Origin of the sequence: Streptomyces tendae (genome assembly GCF_014650435.1) — a bacterium.
Taxonomy (GTDB): Bacteria; Actinomycetota; Actinomycetes; order Streptomycetales; family Streptomycetaceae; genus Streptomyces; species Streptomyces tendae.
Window position 1 is genome coordinate 234954 of sequence record NZ_BMUY01000002.1, and the last position, 17624, is coordinate 252577.

Annotated in this window: 20 protein-coding genes; 7 read left to right on the forward strand and 13 right to left on the reverse strand. The window is 72.5% G+C overall.

Annotation, left to right across the window (positions count from 1 at the left end; translation table 11 throughout):
* Positions 1-89: 89 nt before the first annotated feature.
* Both IE258_RS05930 and IE258_RS05935 read right to left on the reverse strand, forming a co-directional pair.
* On the reverse strand, positions 90-275 hold the full coding sequence (locus tag IE258_RS05930) for a DUF397 domain-containing protein (RefSeq protein WP_189739861.1): 186 nt from the start codon (positions 273-275) through the stop codon (positions 90-92).
* Complete coding sequence (locus IE258_RS05935; protein WP_189739864.1) at positions 272-1084, reverse strand: helix-turn-helix domain-containing protein; 813 nt, start codon at positions 1082-1084, stop codon at positions 272-274. Before IE258_RS05935 ends, IE258_RS05930 begins: the two co-directional genes overlap by 4 nt.
* 211 nt (positions 1085-1295) lie before the next feature.
* On the opposite strand from IE258_RS05935, the gene IE258_RS05940 reads away from it, so the two are divergent.
* A complete protein-coding gene (locus IE258_RS05940) occupies positions 1296-1937 on the forward strand; it encodes an ankyrin repeat domain-containing protein (protein ID WP_189739867.1) in 642 nt (213 codons plus the stop codon).
* A gap of 70 nt (positions 1938-2007) precedes the next feature.
* Here the strand turns inward: IE258_RS05940 and IE258_RS05945 are convergent, their stop codons facing one another.
* Entirely contained in the window at positions 2008-3234 is a 1227-nt protein-coding gene (locus tag IE258_RS05945) for an MFS transporter (protein WP_189739870.1), read from the reverse strand.
* 81 nt (positions 3235-3315) lie between these two features.
* Here IE258_RS05945 and IE258_RS05950 point away from each other — a divergent pair, with 81 nt between their 5' ends.
* Positions 3316-4203, forward strand: coding sequence for a LysR family transcriptional regulator (locus tag IE258_RS05950; protein WP_189741111.1), 888 nt, complete (start codon positions 3316-3318; stop codon positions 4201-4203).
* Positions 4204-4217: 14 nt separating this feature from the next.
* Here the strand turns inward: IE258_RS05950 and IE258_RS05955 are convergent, their stop codons facing one another.
* The 3 genes from IE258_RS05955 to IE258_RS05965 form a co-directional block, all read right to left on the reverse strand.
* Positions 4218-4877, reverse strand: coding sequence for a DUF5063 domain-containing protein (locus IE258_RS05955; RefSeq protein WP_159327163.1), 660 nt, complete (start codon positions 4875-4877; stop codon positions 4218-4220).
* Positions 4870-5469, reverse strand: coding sequence for a recombination mediator RecR (gene recR / locus IE258_RS05960; RefSeq protein ID WP_159327162.1), 600 nt, complete (start codon positions 5467-5469; stop codon positions 4870-4872). The genes IE258_RS05955 and recR overlap by 8 nt, the downstream gene beginning before the upstream one ends.
* 116 nt (positions 5470-5585) lie before the next feature.
* A complete protein-coding gene (locus IE258_RS05965; RefSeq protein WP_087808112.1) occupies positions 5586-5933 on the reverse strand; it encodes a YbaB/EbfC family nucleoid-associated protein in 348 nt (115 codons plus the stop codon).
* 269 nt (positions 5934-6202) lie between these two features.
* Here IE258_RS05965 and IE258_RS05970 point away from each other — a divergent pair, with 269 nt between their 5' ends.
* Positions 6203-6964, forward strand: coding sequence for an SLATT domain-containing protein (locus IE258_RS05970; protein WP_189739873.1), 762 nt, complete (start codon positions 6203-6205; stop codon positions 6962-6964).
* A 24-nt stretch (positions 6965-6988) separates the two neighbouring features.
* On the opposite strand, the gene IE258_RS05975 is transcribed toward IE258_RS05970, so the two are convergent.
* Positions 6989-9214, reverse strand: a complete 2226-nt coding sequence (locus tag IE258_RS05975) for a serine/threonine-protein kinase (protein ID WP_189739876.1) — start codon at positions 9212-9214, stop codon at positions 6989-6991.
* Positions 9215-9421: 207 nt separating this feature from the next.
* Between IE258_RS05975 and IE258_RS05980 the strand changes: the two genes are divergently transcribed.
* The 3 genes from IE258_RS05980 to IE258_RS05990 all read left to right on the forward strand — a co-directional run bounded on the left by IE258_RS05980 (position 9422) and on the right by IE258_RS05990 (position 12390).
* Positions 9422-10777, forward strand: a complete 1356-nt coding sequence (locus tag IE258_RS05980; protein ID WP_189739879.1) for an aspartate aminotransferase family protein — start codon at positions 9422-9424, stop codon at positions 10775-10777.
* 143 nt (positions 10778-10920) lie between these two features.
* Complete coding sequence (locus tag IE258_RS05985) at positions 10921-11622, forward strand: GntR family transcriptional regulator (RefSeq protein WP_189739884.1); 702 nt, start codon at positions 10921-10923, stop codon at positions 11620-11622.
* A 117-nt stretch (positions 11623-11739) separates the two neighbouring features.
* Positions 11740-12390: a putative DNA-mimic protein gene (locus IE258_RS05990; protein WP_127895274.1), complete on the forward strand. Its 651-nt coding sequence runs from the start codon at positions 11740-11742 to the stop codon at positions 12388-12390.
* Positions 12391-12408: 18 nt separating this feature from the next.
* On the opposite strand, the gene IE258_RS05995 is transcribed toward IE258_RS05990, so the two are convergent.
* From IE258_RS05995 to IE258_RS06015, 5 genes are all read right to left on the reverse strand, one after another.
* On the reverse strand, positions 12409-12699 hold the full coding sequence (locus IE258_RS05995; protein ID WP_087808118.1) for a hypothetical protein: 291 nt from the start codon (positions 12697-12699) through the stop codon (positions 12409-12411).
* 38 nt (positions 12700-12737) lie between these two features.
* A complete protein-coding gene (locus IE258_RS06000; RefSeq protein ID WP_229891953.1) occupies positions 12738-13622 on the reverse strand; it encodes a sigma-70 family RNA polymerase sigma factor in 885 nt (294 codons plus the stop codon).
* A gap of 87 nt (positions 13623-13709) precedes the next feature.
* Positions 13710-13910 carry a hypothetical protein gene (locus IE258_RS06005; protein ID WP_159327155.1) on the reverse strand — a complete coding sequence of 67 codons (201 nt, stop codon included), beginning with the start codon at positions 13908-13910 and terminating at the stop codon, positions 13710-13712.
* Positions 13911-13969: 59 nt separating this feature from the next.
* Entirely contained in the window at positions 13970-14461 is a 492-nt protein-coding gene (locus IE258_RS06010) for a DUF3515 family protein (RefSeq protein WP_189739886.1), read from the reverse strand.
* Between the two features lie 162 nt (positions 14462-14623).
* Positions 14624-15907 carry an adenylosuccinate synthase gene (locus IE258_RS06015; RefSeq protein ID WP_189739890.1) on the reverse strand — a complete coding sequence of 428 codons (1284 nt, stop codon included), beginning with the start codon at positions 15905-15907 and terminating at the stop codon, positions 14624-14626.
* Between the two features lie 185 nt (positions 15908-16092).
* Between IE258_RS06015 and IE258_RS06020 the strand changes: the two genes are divergently transcribed.
* Positions 16093-17028 carry a diacylglycerol kinase family protein gene (locus IE258_RS06020; protein ID WP_189739893.1) on the forward strand — a complete coding sequence of 312 codons (936 nt, stop codon included), beginning with the start codon at positions 16093-16095 and terminating at the stop codon, positions 17026-17028.
* Positions 17029-17102: 74 nt separating this feature from the next.
* On the opposite strand, the gene IE258_RS06025 is transcribed toward IE258_RS06020, so the two are convergent.
* Positions 17103-17603 carry a GbsR/MarR family transcriptional regulator gene (locus IE258_RS06025; RefSeq protein WP_189739896.1) on the reverse strand — a complete coding sequence of 167 codons (501 nt, stop codon included), beginning with the start codon at positions 17601-17603 and terminating at the stop codon, positions 17103-17105.
* Between the last annotated feature and the right edge of the window lie 21 nt (positions 17604-17624).

Sequence of the window (17624 nt, forward strand, 5' to 3'; positions counted from 1 at the left end):
GGCGTCTCAACCCACTTACAGACTTGAGTAGTTGGGTATTTCGACCAGACCAGAAACCCAAGGGAAGAGCTCGGGTCCCGGGGCTGGGCTCAAGCTTCGGGCTGAACTGCGGCGATGAACGCCGACCAGGCGGGGGCCGAGACCTGAAACTCGGGCCCCGCGGGGGCGGTCTTGGAGTCGCGGACGTGTATCGCGCCGCAGCGCGCGACCTCGACGCAGTTGCCGCCTTCGCTGTCGCTGTAGCTCGACTTGACCCACTTCAACTGGTCGCTCACGACTGGCTCACCATCCGCTCGATGAAACGGGCAGTCTCGTCGGGATCGAGCGCCCGCGTGCGGATCATGCTTAGCCGCTCAGTCACGCGGCTGACAACACCCGCATCGGCCGAAAGCTCACTGGCGAACGCGCCCTCCATGAAGGCAAGTCGCTCGTGATCCTGCCCCTCCACCAAGACCATGGGGCCCTCCAGCGCATTGCCGATCGCCTGCCCGAAGGGAAGTACCTGCAACACCACGTTGCGCAGCCCTGCCACCTCCAGCAGGCGTTGCAACTGCGCCTCGTCCACCCACGGGTTTCGCAGGACCGCCTCGTACAGAACGAAGCTCAACCCCACCGGCGGCTTCCGATCTGTGAGGATCGCCTGTCGCTCCATTCGGGCGGCGACCCGCTCCTCCACCGTCTCCTCGTCCAGGGGCGGGATGCGGTTGTCGATGAGCGCCTGCGCGTAGGCCCTCGTCTGCAACAGTCCGGGGATCAGGGCGACTTCGTACGTCCACAGACTCGTCGCCTCCCGCTCCCGCTCGATGAAGTCCACCGCCCGAGCCGAGTACCGCTCCCTGCGCACGTACTCCTTCGCCGCGCTCAGCATGCCCTGCGCGCCGCACAGTTCGTCCGCGATGTCCAGGAGGCGGGGCGACGGCATGCGTACGCCGCGCTCCATGGACGCGATGGTCTCGGGGGCGTAGTTGGCGGCGGTGGCCAGGGCCTCGCGACTGACGTTGGCCATGGAGCGCCAGCGTTTGATCTGGTTGCCGCTGTAGCACCAGGCCGCGGGTGGCTGGGAGTTGCTGTTCGGCTTCGGCACGGCGCCCACCTCCGACTGCTCGTTGACTACCGAGCGTAGCTTTGTCGGTGCCAGCTTGTGACCATGACGGAGACAATTCACCGCCCCTCATGGGTCCCGCCGACCCGGCACCAACTGCACCTCACCGGCGTGCACTTCGACGGACACCAATCGTCAGGAAGGTTGAGGTAATTGGGCCACGCAACTTCGGCCGCGCCGGAATGATGCGCGAGTGGAGAGATCGAACGAACTGGTGCGGGCTGCCCGAGGCGGGGACGCGGCTGAAGTAGTCCGGCTGCTGGACGCCGGGGTGCCCGTGGACGCCCTCGACGACGACGCGCGTACGGCGCTGGACCTGGCCGCCCAGGAGAACCACGCCGACGTCGTGCGGGTGCTGCTCGCGGCCGGTGCGGACGCGGCGGCGCATGCCGGGCCGTACCACGACCTGACCCCGCTGACCTGCGCGGCGATGGTCGGGAGCACGGATGCCGTCGCGGCGCTGCTGGACGCCGGGGTGTCCATGGGGGCGCAGGACCGGATCCCGTACACGCCGCTGGTGCTGGCCGCGGGCGACAACCATCCCGAGACCGTCGCTCTGTTGATCGACCGGGGGGCCGATCCGGAGGACCGGGCCATGAAGGGACGGACGGCGCTCGAATGGGCTGCCTGCCGCGGGTCCGTCGAGTCGGTGGTCGTGCTGCTGCGGCGGGGGGCCGAGGCCACGGACACGGCCCTGCGCTGCGCGCTGCGGCACGCCGACCGGGGCGAGGAGGAGAGGGAGCGCTACGGGCGGGTCGTCAGGGCGCTGCGTTACGCGCGTGCCCGGGCGGCGGGCACCGCCGCTCCACCGGCCGCGCGCCGGGCGGCCGAGTGAAGCGGAGCCGTTTCGTCAGGCATCGGTCCTCAGTCCTCCGGGCGTTCTCCTGCCCCGCGTCTTCCCTTCCTCATCGGGCAGTGGGGGCGAGGTCGTCGTCGGGCGCGTTGGCCGGGGTCTTCGTCCCCCGGCCGGTGGCCAGCCGCAGCAGCAGGGAGGCCGCGGCCAGGGTCACGCCGAACCAGAGGACGCTCGTGACTCCGACGTGGTCGACGAGCAGGCCGCCGAAGAGCGCGCCGAGCGCGATGCAGGTGTTGTACGCCATGGTGTTGAGCGACATGGCGGCTTCGAAGGTGTCGGGTGCGGAGGCGAGCGTCATGTTGATCTGGGACAGCTGCACGGCACCGAAGGAGAGCCCCCACAGGACCAGCGCGACGACGGCGCCGAGTTCCCCGTTCCCGACGAAGCGCAACAGCAACAGGGCCGCCAGGAGCCCCACGAGACCGGTGACGAAGGTGCCGCGCAGGCTCTTGTTCACCGTGTGTCCGGCGATGAAGTTACCGACCGCACCGCCGACACCGAAGATGATCAGGACGGTGGTGATGAAGCCGGACGACGCGCCCGCGGTGTCCTCCAGGTAGGGGCGCACGAACGTGTAGGCGCCGAAGTGGCCGAGCACGAAGAAGACGACCATGACCAGCACCGTGCGCAACTGCCCGTTCCTGACCGGCAGTCGGAAGACCTCGCGGACGGACACCGCGTTCTGCGACGGCATCGACGGGACGAGGGCCGCGACCGCGACCAGGACGAGCACGCTGAGGCCGGCCCAGATGCCGAAGGTGGTCCGCCAGTCCGTCTGCGCCTCGATGACGGTGCCGAGGGGTATGCCGACGACCGTGGCGATGGCGATGCCGGACATCACCACCGCGGCGGCCCGGTTCGCGTGCCGTTCGGGCACGATCCGCATGGCCATGCTCACGCCGATGGCCCAGAAGACGCCGCTGGCGAAGCCCATGCCGAGCCGGGTGCCGAGGATCAGCGCGTAGTTCGGCGAGACGGCGGTGATGACGTTGCCCACGGCGAGCACCGCGAGCAGCGTGGTGAGCAGCGGGCGTCGGTCGACGCGCCGGGTCCAGGCGACGATGAACGGCACGCCGAGACCCGCCGCCACACCCTGAGCGGTGACCATGAGACCGGCGACGCCGACGGAGATGTCCAGGTCCTCGCTCAGCGGAGTGAGCAGGCCCACGGGCATCAGCTCAGTGGTCAGGAAGACGAAGAGACTGGCCGTGATGGCGGCGACACCCAGCCATCCCTTCAGGGACGAGGACGAGGTCTCTTGCACGTGTGCGGACATGTCAACGAAGTCTGCTGGCGCCCGATCAATGAGTCCAACACATGTTTGTCATCTCGTTCATCGTGATTCACGATGGATCTCATGGAGCTCCAGCAGATGCGCTATGTGCTCGCGGTCGCCGAGACCATGAGCTTCACCCGGGCCGCCGAGCGGTGTCACGTCGTGCAGTCCGCCCTCAGTCACCAGGTCGCGCGGCTGGAGCAGGAGCTGGGCAGCAGGCTGTTCGAGCGCACCACCCGCCGGGTGCGGCTGACGCCGGCCGGAGAGGCGTTCCTTCCGGCGGCCCGCCAGTGCCTGGCCGCCGCCGAACGCGCGGTCGCCGAGGTCGCCGCCGCCGTCGGTGAAGTCCGCGGGCAGCTCCGTGTCGGCGTGATCTCGTCCGTCGCCGCCGTCGACATCCCGCGCGCCCTGCGGGACTTCCGGCGGCGGTATCCGAAGGTGCGCGTCAGCCTGCGCGTGGGTGCCAGCGAGGAACTCGTCGAGCGGGTCGGGGAGGGTGACATCGAGGTCGCCTTCCTCGGGCTTCCGACCACGGCGCGGCCCCAGGGGGTCGAGGCCCATGCGCTCGGGCGTGACCGGCTCGTCGCAGTGGTCTCCCCCGATCACCCGCTGGCCCGCGCGGAAACGGTCGATCTGCGGCGGCTCGCCGAGGAGGAGTTCGTGGACCTGCCCGCGAAGACCGCCGGCCGAGCCCAGTCCGACCTGGCCTTCGCCGCCGCCGGCCTCACCCGTGACGTCGCCTTCGAAGTGACCAACACCCACTTCCTGGCCCGGCTGGTCGGTCAGGGCCTGGGCGTCGCGATGCTGCCGTACGCGTACGTGGCCCAGCTCAGCGGTGTGACCACGCTCGAGGTCACCGACGCACCGGCCCGCGTCGAGTACGTCGTCTGGCCGACGGGGGGCCGCACACCCGCGGCGACCGCGTTCCTCCGCCTGCTCGACGTACCGGACGTCCGCGAGGAGACCTGAGACGAGCGGTGCCCTCAGGTGACCGGGCGCAGCCCCAGCGGGCCCGCGATCTCCTGGACCATGACGCGGCCGGCCTCCGACTCCAGGGCGTCGTCGCCGAGGTCCTGGTCGGTGTCGAGGCCGTCCAGCTCCTCCAGGGGCTGGTTGAGGCGGACGTGGGCGACGACGGACTGGAGTGCGCGCAGGGTCGCGGAGGCGGTGGAACCCCAGTTGGAGAAGTAGGAGAACTGCCACCACCACAGGGCTTCCGTGGTGCGGCCGGCCTTGTAGTGGACCATGCCGTGGCGGAGGTCGGTGATGACGTCGGTGAGGTCGTCGGAGATGCGGGCCGGGACCGGGGCCTTGCGCGGCTCGTAGGGGTCGAAGACCTCGGAGTAGACGTCGATCGGGTCGAGGATGCGGGCCAGGTTCTCCCGGATCTCGTCCACGTCCAGCTCCGGGCCCGGGTCGGGCTCGTAGCGCTCGTCCGGGACGATGTCCTCGTGGGCGCCCAGACGGCCTCCGGCCAGCATCAGCTGGGAGACCTCCAGGAGGAGGAAGGGGACGGCCGAGTCGGGCTCGTCGCCCTTCGCCACCTCGGTGACGGCCACCAGGAAGCTCTCGATCTGGTCGGCGATCTGGACCGCGAAGTCGTCCGGGTTCTGATCGGTCGCGTGCAGCGTGGCGTCAGACATCTAGGAGTCGTCTCCCCTCGAAGGCGCGGCCGAGGGTCACCTCGTCCGCGTATTCCAGGTCGCCGCCCACCGGGAGGCCGCTGGCCAGGCGGGTGACCTTGAGGCCCATGGGCTTGATCATGCGGGCGAGGTACGTGGCCGTGGCCTCGCCCTCCAGATTCGGGTCCGTGGCCAGGATCAGCTCCGTGACCGTGCCGTCCGCCAGGCGGGCCAGCAGCTCACGGATGCGGAGGTCGTCGGGGCCGACCCCGTCGATCGGGCTGATCGCGCCGCCGAGCACGTGGTAGCGCCCGCGGAACTCGCGGGTGCGCTCGATGGCGACGACGTCCTTCGGCTCCTCCACCACGCAGATGACGGAGGGATCGCGCCGGGCGTCACGGCAGATGTTGCACTGCTCCTCCTGCGCGACGTTCCCGCAGGTCGCGCAGAAGCGGACCTTGGCCTTCACTTCCATGAGGGCCTGGGCGAGCCGCCGTACGTCGGTCGGCTCCGCCTGCAGGACGTGGAAGGCGATCCGCTGCGCGCTCTTGGGACCGACGCCGGGCAGCCGCCCGAGTTCGTCGATGAGGTCCTGGACCACGCCTTCGTACAACGGACTGCCGTCCTTCCTGAGGTTCGTGCACTACGTACGGTAGATGGCTTCGCCCGGTCTGAGGAAGGCGAACCGGGAAAGGGCCGGATCGGTCCTCCCGGAGCGGCCCTCCTGGATCAGAACGGCAGGCCGGGGATGCCGGTGCCGCCACCGCCCAGACCCTGGGCCAGCGGGCCGAGCTTCTGCTGCTGGAGGTTCTGCGCGTTCTCGTTGGCCGCCTGGACGGCCGCGACGATCAGGTCGGCGAGGGTCTCGGTGTCCTCCGGGTCCACCGCCTTCGGGTCGATCTTCAGGCCGCGCAGCTCGCCGGAGCCGGTGACCGTGGCCTTCACCAGGCCGCCGCCCGCCTGGCCGTCGACCTCGGTCTGCGCCAGTTCCTCCTGGGCCTTCGCCAGGTCCTGCTGCATCTTCTGGGCCTGCTGGAGCAGCTGCTGCATGTTGGGCTGGCCACCACCGGGGATCACGTTCAGCTCCCATCACGTCCGGTCACGAGGTTTTGCCGTTCGGCACGAGCCTACGTGGTCCGGGCGGCCCTCGCTCCAGCACTCTTTCGAGTGACACCCCGGGAGCCCTATACCTGATCAACGCCCTCTTCCGGGCGGAAAAGCGGCGGAACCCGGCTCTTCGCCACCCATTGGGCGGTAGGAAGGGTTCCGGCGCGGGGTTCCGGCGCACGGGTCCTCGCGGACGGCGAGCGGTGCGGCGAGCAGTGGCGAGCAGTAGGGAGTGCCGGGTGGGTCAGCCGGAGATGCAGCCCGAGAGGCCGCCGCGGGACGGGCGGGACGGCGGGAGGACGGGCGGGCCGCGGCCGGGCGACCTGACCGGGCGGGCGTTTCCCCTCGGGGACTGGGCGCTGCCCGCCGAGCGCCTCGACGAGCTGTACCGGTGGGTGGAGCGGGGTGCGCTGGACACGGCGGCCTGGTATCTCGCGGACCGGGTGTGGAAGCGGCGCGGCGCCGTGCTGCTGCGGGGCGGGGCCGCGGCGGGGGCGGCCGCCGGGGCGGCGCTGCCGCTGCTCGACCTGGCCGGGGCGGTGGGCGGGGCCTCGCCCTGGGGGTATCTGGCGCTGCTGTGGGCGGTGGCGTGCGTGGCGGGCGACCGGTATTTCGGGGTCACGTCCGGGTGGATGCGGGACGTGGCCACGGCGCAGGCGGTGCAGCGGCGGCTGCAGGCGCTCCAGTTCGACTGGGCGTCGGAGAGCGTGCGGGAGGTGCTGGGGCCGGCGGACGGGACGGCGAGCGAGGCGGCGGAGCGGTGCCTGCTGGTGCTGCGGCGGTTCTCGGAGGACGTGACGGAGCTGGTGCGGGCGGAGACGGCGGACTGGATGGTGTGCTTCCGCCCGGGGCCGGGGCCGCTGGGGCGGCACGCCGCGGCGGCGGCCGACGGGCCCCGCCCGGACGGCGGGGGCGCGGGCGCCTCGAGCCGGTTCGCGGTCCCCCCGCAGAACGGCACCCGGCCGAACATGCCCCGCCAGCGCCCGCCGGAGCCGCGGTGACCCCGGCGACGGGATCACGTCCCCTCACTGACGGGTGTAGACCAGGGACTCGCCGGTGTCGTCGTTGGTGCGTTCCAGGTTCCCGTCCGGCAGCAGGGTGACCGTGCTGGACCCGCCCGGGGAGCAGCTGCTGGCGGGGCCCGCGCTGACCTGGGACGGGCCGAGCCGCAGCGGCCCGTCGGCGCCCGGCTCGCCGGTGAGTGCGGCGTCGAAAACGCAGTGGTACGTGCCGGTGTCCGTCGGCCCGTCCGCCACGAGGGTCAGCACCGTGTCGCCGACCTCGCCCTGCGTGATGGTCAGCTTGCGGGGGTGCGTGCCGGAGGCGTTGTCGATGGCGGTCGCCCAGTCACCGACGTACCCGGTCGGGACGGTGCCGTCGTCGGCGGCCGGAGCGGTCGAACCGCTCGACGGGCCCGCCGTCGGATCCGAGGCCCCCGGCGAGCCCGACCCCGGGTCCTGGGGCGCGCCGGTGGACCGCGTGGGTGTGGGGTCGCCGCCCGCACGGTCGTCGCCGTCGCCGCTCATCAGGGCGTAGACCGCGCCTCCCGCGCCCAGCGCGACGACCAGCGCGACGACGATCAGCAGCGCGGTGGAGCGGCCGGTCCGGGCCGGCTCGTGAGGAGGCCCGTACGGCACGCCGTACGGGGGCGGGGGCCCCTGGGGCGGGGTGGTGCCGAGGCCGCCGCCGTAGCCGTCGCCGTAGCCGCCGCCGTACGGGGGCTGGTTCCCGGGCTGCGAGGCGTGCCACGCCGGGCCCGGGGCATACCCGGGGGCGGTGGCCGGGGGCGTGGGCGGGTCCTGGCCCGCGACCCGGGTGGGGATGTGGTTCACCGGGTCACCGTCACCCCGGCCCGGCTCACGCGGGGGCGGCGGACCCTCGGCCGGCGGGCCGCCGAACGCCGGGCCGCCGGACGCCCGGTCGCCGGACGCCGAGTCGTGGAGCGCCGGGTCGGGCGCCGGGCCGCCACCCGGGGCAGCACCAGCACCGCCGGGACCCCAGTCACCGGGCCCGGCAGCACCAGACCCCGCGCCCCCGGGCCACCCGGCTCCAGGCACCGCACCACCAGCAGGGCCCGCGCCACCTGGGCCCACACCTCCAGGCCCCGCACCATCAGAGCCCACACCACCAGGCCCCGAGCCGCCAATGCCCACACCACCAGACCCGGCATCACCGCTCCCGGCGCCGTCAGGCCCCGCTCCCCCGGGCGCTCCACCACCGGACACGGCACCACCGGACCCCGTGCCAAGGCCGGGGCCCATGCCCTCGGCGGCCGTCGCTGCGGCCCCCCGTGCGTCCGGCTGGGCCGGGGTCGCGGGGTGGGTGGGGGGTTCCGGGGTCTCCGTGTCCAGGAGTTGGACCGCGTGCCGGCCGAGCTGGGCGACCAGGGCGCTGGGCAGCCAGGGTTCGCGGGAGCGGCCGTCGGTGACCGTGTCCTGGGCGCCCGTGCGTTCCAGGACCTCGGCGAGGCCCGGCCGCGCGGCGGGGTCCTTCCTCAGGCAGTCGCGTACGAGGTCGGCGATGCCCTCGGGCACGCCCGTCAGGTCGGGATCCTCCTGCGCGATGCGGAACATCAGGGCGTGCGCGCCGCTGTTCGCGGGGCCGAAGGGCAGCTTGCCGGTGGCGGCGTAGGTGAGGACCGAGCCGAGGCAGAAGACGTCGCAGGCGGGCGTGACGCGGTCGCCGCGCACCTGCTCGGGTGCCATGAAGCCGGGCGAGCCGACGAGCGCGCCGGTGCGGGTGAGGCCGCCGTCGGTCACCGTCTGCAGGGCGCGGGCGATGCCGAAGTCGATGACGCGGGGGCCGTCGATGGTGACCAGGATGTTGGACGGCTTGAGGTCGCGGTGGACGATCCCGGCGGCGTGGATGTCCTGGAGCGCGTGGGCGAGGCCGGCGCCCAGCGTGCGTACCGAGCGTTCCGGCAGCGCTCCGTGGTCGTGCCCGACGACCTGCTGGAGGCTGGGCCCCGCGACGTACCCGGTGGCCACCCACGGCACGGCGGCCTCGGTGTCCGCGTCCAGGACGGGCGCCGTCCAGTACCCGCCGACCCGGCGCGCGGACTCGACCTCCTGCCGGAACCTCTCGCGGAACTCCTCCAGCGCGGCCAGCTCCTCGCGCACCAGTTTCACGGCGGCCATCCGCCCGCGGTCCGAGCGGGCCAGGTAGACGTGTCCCATGCCGCCCGCACCCAGCCGGCCCAAGAGCCGGTAGACCCCAACGTGCTGTGGGTCCCCGTCCCCCAGTGTCCGCATGCCGCGCCGCCTTCCCCGCCCCCGAACATCAACAACACGGTGAGGATAGTGCGGGCGGTCCCGCGGTGAGTCGCCGCTTGTCCACGGTTGCGTAACGGCGGCGGTCCCACCGCGGGGCGACGCGTCGACAACCTGTCGTGGAAAGCCTCCGACCGCAGACAGGACGCCGATTCCGTTTCCGCATCGCGGACATCTACCCTCGGCCGCATGACCCCTCAGCCCTCCCCCCAGGCCGGCGCCGCCGTGAAGGCCGCGGACCGCGCGCACGTCTTCCACTCCTGGTCAGCGCAAGAGCTGATCGACCCGCTCGCCGTCGCCGGCGCCGAGGGGTCGTACTTCTGGGACTACGAAGGCAAGCGCTACCTCGACTTCTCCAGCGGCCTCGTCTACACCAACATCGGCTACCAGCACCCCAAGGTCGTCACCGCGATCCAGGAGCAGGCGGCGCGGATGACGACGTTCGCGCCCGCGTTCGCCGTCGAGGCGCGTTCGGAGGCGGCCCGGCTGATCGCCGAGCGCACGCCCGGCGACCTGAACAAGATCTTCTTCACCAACGGCGGCGCCGACGCCGTCGAGCACGCCCTGCGCATGGCCCGGCTGCACACCGGCCGCCCCAAGGTGCTGTCCGCCTACCGCTCGTACCACGGCGGCACCCAGCAGGCGGTCAACGTCACCGGTGACCCGCGCCGCTGGGCCTCCGACAGCGGCACCGCCGGTGTCGTGCACTTCTGGGCGCCGTTCCTCTACCGCTCGCGCTTCTACGCCGAGACCGAGGAGCAGGAGTGTGCGCGCGCCCTTGAGCACCTGGAGACGACGATCGCCTTCGAGGGCCCGGGGACCGTCGCCGCGATCGTCCTGGAGACGATCCCGGGCACCGCGGGGATCATGATGCCGCCGGCCGGCTACCTGGCCGGGGTGCGCGAGATCTGCGACAAGTACGGCATCGTGTTCGTGCTCGACGAGGTGATGGCCGGGTTCGGCCGCACCGGTACCTGGTTCGCGGCCGACCTGTACGACGTCGTGCCCGACCTGATGACCTTCGCCAAGGGCGTGAACTCGGGCTATGTGCCCCTCGGCGGCGTCGCGATCTCGGCGGAGATCGCCGCGACCTTCGCCGAGCGGCCCTACCCCGGCGGGCTGACGTACTCCGGGCACCCGCTGGCCTGCGCCGCCGCCGTCGCCACGATCAACGTGATGGCGGAGGAGGGCGTCGTCGAGCACGCGGCACGGCTCGGCGCCGAGGTCGTCGAGCCGGCGCTGCGGGAGCTGGCCGAGCGCCACCCGAGCGTGGGCGAGGTGCGCGGGACCGGCATGTTCTGGGCGCTGGAGCTGGTGCGGAACCGGGAGACCCGGGAGCCGCTGGTGCCCTACAACGCGACCGGGCAGGCGGCCACGCCCATGTCCGCGTTCGCCGCCTCGGCCAAGGCGCACGGCCTGTGGCCGTTCGTGAACATGAACCGGACCCACGTGGTCCCGCCGTGCAACGTCTCCGAGGCGGAGCTGAAGGAGGGCCTGGCGGCCCTGGACACGGCACTGTCCGTGGCGGACGAGTACACGCAGTAGGCGGAGCGGGGCGCGGGCCCCGAGCGCGTAGGGTTGCGTGCTCGTACGCGGTACACATGTGCCAAGCGGTAGACACGTGTACGAGCACGCCCCCGGACGGCGCCCTCCGGCGACGCCCCGACGCGACGAGGAGACACCCGCCCATGCCCGGCCCCAGCGGTACCGGTGCCGTCACGCGCAGCACCCTGCGGCAGCAGATCGCCGACGCCCTGCGCGACGAGGTGCTGGCCGGGCGGCTCCAGCCGGGGCAGGAGTTCACGGTCAAGGAGATCGCCGAGCAGTACGGCGTCTCCGCGACGCCGGTGCGCGAGGCCCTGGTCGACCTGTCCGCGCAGGGGCTCCTGGACGCCGACCACCACCGCGGCTTCCGCGTCCACGAGTACTCGGTCGACGACTTCCGCGGCATGATCGAGGCCCGCAGCCTGGTGACCGACGGCATGTTCCTCTCCCTGGCCGCCGACCTGCCGGGCGGTCCCGACCCGGCCGATCCGCGCATCGCCGCCGCCCTCGCCGGGGTCCGGCGGCGCGGCGAGGAGGCCCAGCGCGCCGCCGCGGCCGGGGACCTGACCGTCCTGATCGGCTACGACCTGCGCTACTGGCGGGAGCTGGCCACCCTCTTCGGCAACCCCTACCTCTGCGACTTCCTGCACCGGCTGCGCGTGCAGAGCTGGGTGTGCACGGTGCAGCACTTGCGCCGGCTCAGCGAACTGCGCGGCGCGCTGTGGTGCGGGCACACCGAACTGGTCGACGCCCTGGCCCGGCGCGACGTCCCGGGCGCGCGTTCACTCGTCGACGCCTACAACGCCCACTCGCTCGCCCTCGTCGAGGGGCTCGCCGGCGGATGACCAACGCCGGACGTGTCGTTGCCCGCCCCCAGATGGGTATGGGTCCTGCACGTGGGCGCACACCGCCCACCACCGACTACGCTGCCCTGACCACCGTGCTGTGTGAGGAGCCCTCTTTTGGCCTGTGACCTGTGGCTGGTACCGCTCGTCGACGTCTTGTGCCACACGCCGGACAACCCGTTCGCCGAGGAACTCGCGCAATACGACAAGGTACTGGCCGAGGCCGGGCTGCCGCCGGTGCCCGTGTACCAGTACATGCCGGGGCTCTCCGGCGAGGTCGCTCCGGTGGCGGGCTTCGACTACGACGCGCTGCACTTCCTGCGCCGGGCACACCTCCTCCAGGTGTGCGGCCTCCCGGTGACGCCGGTGGACGAACTCGGCGGCGACTACGAGCAGTTGCTGGAGATGTTCGAGTCGACGGCCCAGCAGTCCCACCTGGTCTGGCACTACGACCACGCGGGCGCCTACGTCCCGGTCGACTTCCCGCACCCGCTCGCCAACGACGAACTCCTGGCGGGCGGCGGCCCGTTGGGTTCCTCGCACACCCTGCTGCGGGAACTGGAGGCGGTCGCCCCGGCGCTCGGCATCGACCCGGCCAACCCCCCGGCTCCCCCGGCACCGCCGCTCGCTCCGACCGAGCTGGAGGAGCCCGCGGTGCCCGCGCCGTACGACTCCAGTCCGTTCGCCCGGGAGCGGCACGTGTGGCTGGGGCTGCACGCGGCGGCGACGCGGAGCCTGGCCCAGGGGTCGATGATCGTCTTCAGCTGACCCGCTCTTCTGCGCCGGTCAGCCGAGCTGGGACAGGCCCTTGCGCAGATCGTCCGCGTTCATGATCGGGGAGACCTCGACCTCGGCGCCCAGCTCGGTGAAGAACGGCTCACCGGTGGGCGGCAGTTCCGAGCTGTCCTGCATGTCGAAGACCAACAGGGCCGTCCGGCGTCCGCCGAGGGGACCGAAGTAGGCGGCCTCCGGCTTGAGGTGGTCCAGCGTCCGGCTGATCACCTCGGGCAGCTTCCCGCTGCGGATCGCCTCGTTCGCCCGGTCCGTGTCCAGCGTCGCCTTGAGCAGCACGCGCATCGCACTCACCTTCTTCTGCCGACGCGACGTGTACGTATTCAGCTTATGCCCGTGATGTCCAGTTCGTTCAGGCGAGCAGGTTCCGCGACCACGTCGATGCCGGTGATGCGGCCGTCGGCGGCGAAGTCGAAGCGGAGCACGACGCGCAGCCTGCCGTGCTCGGCCATCGCCATGCCCACCCGGCCGTCGACGAGCACGACCGCGGCGGCCCTGGCCCGGGCCATCGAGGCCATCGCACCCCTGGCCACCCGCTCCACACCGCTGACGGTGACGGGCTCGGACGTCGGGACGACCGCCGCGTCCGCACTCAGGACGACGTCCGGGTGGAGGAGAGCCACCAGCGCGTCGAAGTCGCCGCCGCGGGTGGCCGCCATGTAGGCGTCGACCGCGCGGCGCCTGCGGGGCAGGTCGGCCTCGGGCGCGGGGACGCCCCGGACCCGGCGGCGGGCCCGGCTGGCCAGCTGGCGGGTGGCGGCGGGGGTCTTGTCGAGCATCGCGGCGATGTCGTCGAAGGGCACGTCGAACATGTCGTGCAGGACGAACGCGAGCCGCTCGGCGGGGCCGAGGGTGTCCAGGACGATCAGCAGTGCGATACCGACCTCGTCGCCGAGCTGCGCCTCCTCGGCGGGATCGGCCGCGGTGCCGGTGACCGTCGGTTGCCTGCGGGCCCCGTCGTCCAGCGGCTCCTCGCGACGGGTGTCCCGGGCGCGGAGCAGGTTGAGGCAGACCCGGGCCACGACCGTGGTGAGCCAGCCCGAGGGATTGTCCACCTCGGAGGTGTCCGCGCGGTCGGCCCGCAGCCAGGCGTCCTGGAGGGCGTCGTCGGCCTCGCCGAGCGAGCCGAGGATCCGGTACGCGACCGCCCGCAGCCTGGGCCTCTCCCGCTCGAACCGCCGGGCCATGTCGTCGGATCGTGCGGGCACCGTACGGCTTCCTTCCGCCTCCGCACGCCTTCGGGGCGTGTCGGCCCCAGTGAACCATCCCGGCGTCCGCGCCCCCGCGACGGCCCCTCACCGCACCAGGACGATCACCGGCGGCCACAGCACCCCGGCGGCCAGCAGCAGCGACGGCCCGAGGTGCACGGGGCACACCCGCAGCGGCGCCCGCAGGTGCCGGGCGACCTCGAAGCGGACCGGGTCGCCGCAGTCGTCGACCCCGTTCTCGCCGCCGTACGGGCCCTGGCAGACGGCGGCGCGGTCACGGTCGGTCATGCCCCCGATCCGACACCACCGGACACGCCGGCGCCCGGCGGAGGGGGCCGAACGAAGGGCTACAGGACGGTGGCGGCGTCGTCGAGGCCGATGCACTTGCGCTGCTGCGGGATCCACTTCACGGCCGGATCCAGTGCGGCGAGGATGCCGCCCACCTCCTCGCGCGGACCGGAGTACGTGAACTCCACGGCCGGTGAGCGGCCGTACGTGCGCAGGACGCTCACGCCGTCGCGCTTGAGCCGGGCCTCGTCCAGGACCCAGTCGACGCCGTCCGCGGTGACGCAGAGGTTGACGTTGGGCTGCAGTTCCTCGGCACCGCAGCGGAACACGGCCTTCTGGCCGCCCCAGGAGGCGACTCCGTCGCCCAGGGCCCAGTCGCGGGAGGCGCCGGGTATGTCGTCCGGGAGGCGGGAGATCACCTTGTCGCACTTGGGGTCCTCGGCGTGCGGCGCGGCGGAGACCCGGTGGCCGTCGACGTAGAAGAGGCCGCCGGTCACGGCGACGACCGCCACGGTCAGCCAGATCCACGTCCGGGTGGTGGGCTTCCGCATGTTCCGCTCGCTCCGTGCTGTCCGTGGTGACCGGGTTGCCCCGGCCCCTGCTGGTTCGGCCAGCGTATCCGCCGCCCCCACGCCGACGGCCGGGGCCCCGTGCGGGGTCCCGGCCGTCGGTGTGCGTGCGCGGTGCGCGGTGCGCGGTGCGCGGTGCGGCTCCTACAGGAACGAGTTGACCTCGATCGTCTCGTCCCGGCCCGGGCCGACGCCGATCGCGGAGATCGGGGCGCCGGACATCTCCTCCAGGGCCCTGACGTACGCCTGGGCGTTCTTCGGCAGGTCGGAGAAGGACTTCGCCTTGGTGATGTCCTCGCTCCAGCCGGGCAGCGTCTCGTAGACCGGCTTCGCGTGGTGGAAGTCGGACTGCGAGTACGGCAGCTCCTCGACGCGCTTGCCGTCGATCTCGTAGGCCACGCAGACCGGGATCTGCTCCCAGCCGGTGAGGACGTCGAGCTTGGTGAGGAAGAAGTCGGTGAGGCCGTTGACGCGGGTGGCGTAGCGGGCGATCACCGCGTCGAACCAGCCGCAGCGCCGGTCGCGGCCGGTGGTGACGCCGCGCTCGCCGCCGATGCGGCGCAGGGCCTCGCCGTCCTCGTCGAACAGCTCGGTCGGGAAGGGTCCGGCGCCGACGCGGGTCGTGTACGCCTTGAGGATGCCGATGACCCGGCTGATCTTCGTCGGGCCCACGCCGGCGCCGGTGCAGGCGCCGCCCGCGGTCGGGTTCGACGAGGTCACGAAGGGGTACGTGCCGTGGTCGATGTCCAGGAGCGTGCCCTGGCCGCCCTCGAAGAGGACCACCTTGTCGTCGTCGAGGGCCTGGTTGAGGACCAGGACGGTGTCGGCGACGTACGGGGCGAGCTTGTCCGCGTAGCCGAGCAGCTCCTCGACGACCTGGCCGGTGGCGATGGCGCGGCGGTTGTAGAGCTTGGTGAGCATCTGGTTCTTGACGTCGAGCGCCGCCTCGACCTTCTGGGTGAGGATCGACTCGTCGTAGAGGTCCTGGACCCGGATGCCCACGCGGTTGATCTTGTCGGCGTAGGTCGGGCCGATGCCGCGCCCGGTGGTGCCGATCTTGCGCTTGCCGAGGAAGCGTTCCGTCACCTTGTCGACGGTGACGTTGTACGGCGTGATGATGTGAGCGTTGCCGCTGATCAGGAGCTTGGACGTGTCGACGCCGCGCTCGTTCAGCCCGCTCAGCTCGGAGAACAGGACCGACGGGTCGACGACGACGCCGTTTCCGATGACCGGCGTGCAGCCGGGGGAGAGAATCCCGGAAGGGAGCAGGTGCAGGGCGTACTTCTGGTCGCCCACGACCACCGTGTGGCCGGCGTTGTTGCCGCCCTGGTAGCGCACCACATAGTCGACGGAACCACCGAGCAGGTCCGTCGCCTTTCCCTTGCCTTCGTCACCCCACTGAGCACCGAGCAGCACAAGTGCGGGCACGCGCGTACACCCCTTCCGGGCGGGGCATGTCCATGGTCGAGGGCGTATGCGACGGGTTTCCGCCACGTACACCGCGACCGTCGTTGGCCGCCAACCGTCGGACCGGGTGCCCCGGAATAGACGAAGCCCCTGGCGCAACAGCGCAAGGGGCTCTTGCACAAAGATGCTACCCGAGGAAGCGAGGCATGGCCGAGGTGGCGACTTCCGCGAGCTCTTCCGCGAACTCTTCCGCGAGGTCCGTTTCGCTTCTGGTGGTCGTCGATCCGGTCGCCCGACGGCTCGACGGGGAGTCCGTCCGGATCGCGAAAGACGTGCTCAGCGCGGGCGCGGCGCATACGAAGGTGTGCCTGCCGGACGGCCCGGAGGAGTTCGCGCGGGCGCTTCGGCGGCGCGGCTCGCGGCGCCCGGTGGTGGTCGGTGACGACAGCGCGCTGCTGCGGGCCGTGGCCCTGCTGCACCGGCAGCGGGAGCTGGCGGGCTGCGCGCTGTCCGTGGTGCCGGTGGGGTCGGCGCTCGGCCTCGCCCGGTCCCTGGGGCTGCCGACGGGTGCGGTGGCGGCGGCGCGGGCCGTGCTGGACGGCGCGGAGCGGCGCCTGGACCTGCTCGTGGACGACAGCGACGGGGTGGTGCTGGGGGCGGTGGGGATCCCGCCTGCTCCCGTGCCGGTGCCGGCGCGGGGGCAGGCGGAGGCGGAGTCGGACGCGGGGACCGGTTCAGGCGCGGGACCGGGCGGGCCGGGGACGGTCCGGCCCTGGCTGCGAACCTGTCAGTCGTTCGTACGGACGCTGGCGTCCTCGCGTCCGGCCAGGACCGCCGTGACGCCGGGGGCGGCCGGTCCGGCCCGGCTGCGGGTGGAGGTCGACGGGGCGACGCTGGTGGACCTGGACCAGCCCGTGGACGCGGTGACGGTGATGCCGGGCGCCGGAGGGGTGGCCGTGGTGGAGGTGCGGCCGCTGTCGGTGGGCGCGCAGGCGTCGCCGCTGACGGCGAGCGGACGGACGGTGACCGTGTCGGGGGCGCACTTCCGGTACCGGGCCGACGCGGTGGTGTGCGGGCCGGTGGGGACGCGGACGTGGGTGGCGCGCGAGGGTGCGTGGGGGCTGACGCTGCCGGCGGGATAGGTGCCCTCGTCAGGGGTTCGTCCGTCCCCGCCCGGACCGCCGGTGGTTCGTCCCAGCCCGGACCGGCCGGTGGCTCACCCCCGCCCGAACCGCTCCTCCCGGTGCACCCGCCAGCGTTCCATCATCGCGACGATCTCGCCGTCGACGAACTCGAAGAAGGCGAGCGTCTCGGCCATGCGGCGGCCCGCCGGGGTGTCGGCGCCGAGGCTGGTGACGCCCTCGCTCAGCGCGTTCTCCCAGCGCTTGAGGACGGCCTCGCGGTTGGTGAGCGCCTCGTACCACTGGTTGCTGTGCACCCGGTAGCGCTCCCGGCGCGAACCGGGCTCCCGCTCGCGCGCGACCATGTGCTGCTGGGAGAGGTAGCGCACGGCGCCGGAGACGGCGGCCGGGCTGACCCGGAGGGTCTCGCCCAGTTCCGCGGAGGTCAGCGAACCCGAGTCGGAGGCCAGCAGGGCGGCGAAGACCCGGGCGGGCATGCGCTGCATCCCGGCCTCGACGAGCTGTGCCGCGAAGCCCTCCACGAACTTCGACACCGCCTCGGGGTCGCGCCCCGCTTCCGCTGGTTCCGTCGTCATCCGTCGATCATCTCTCACCCG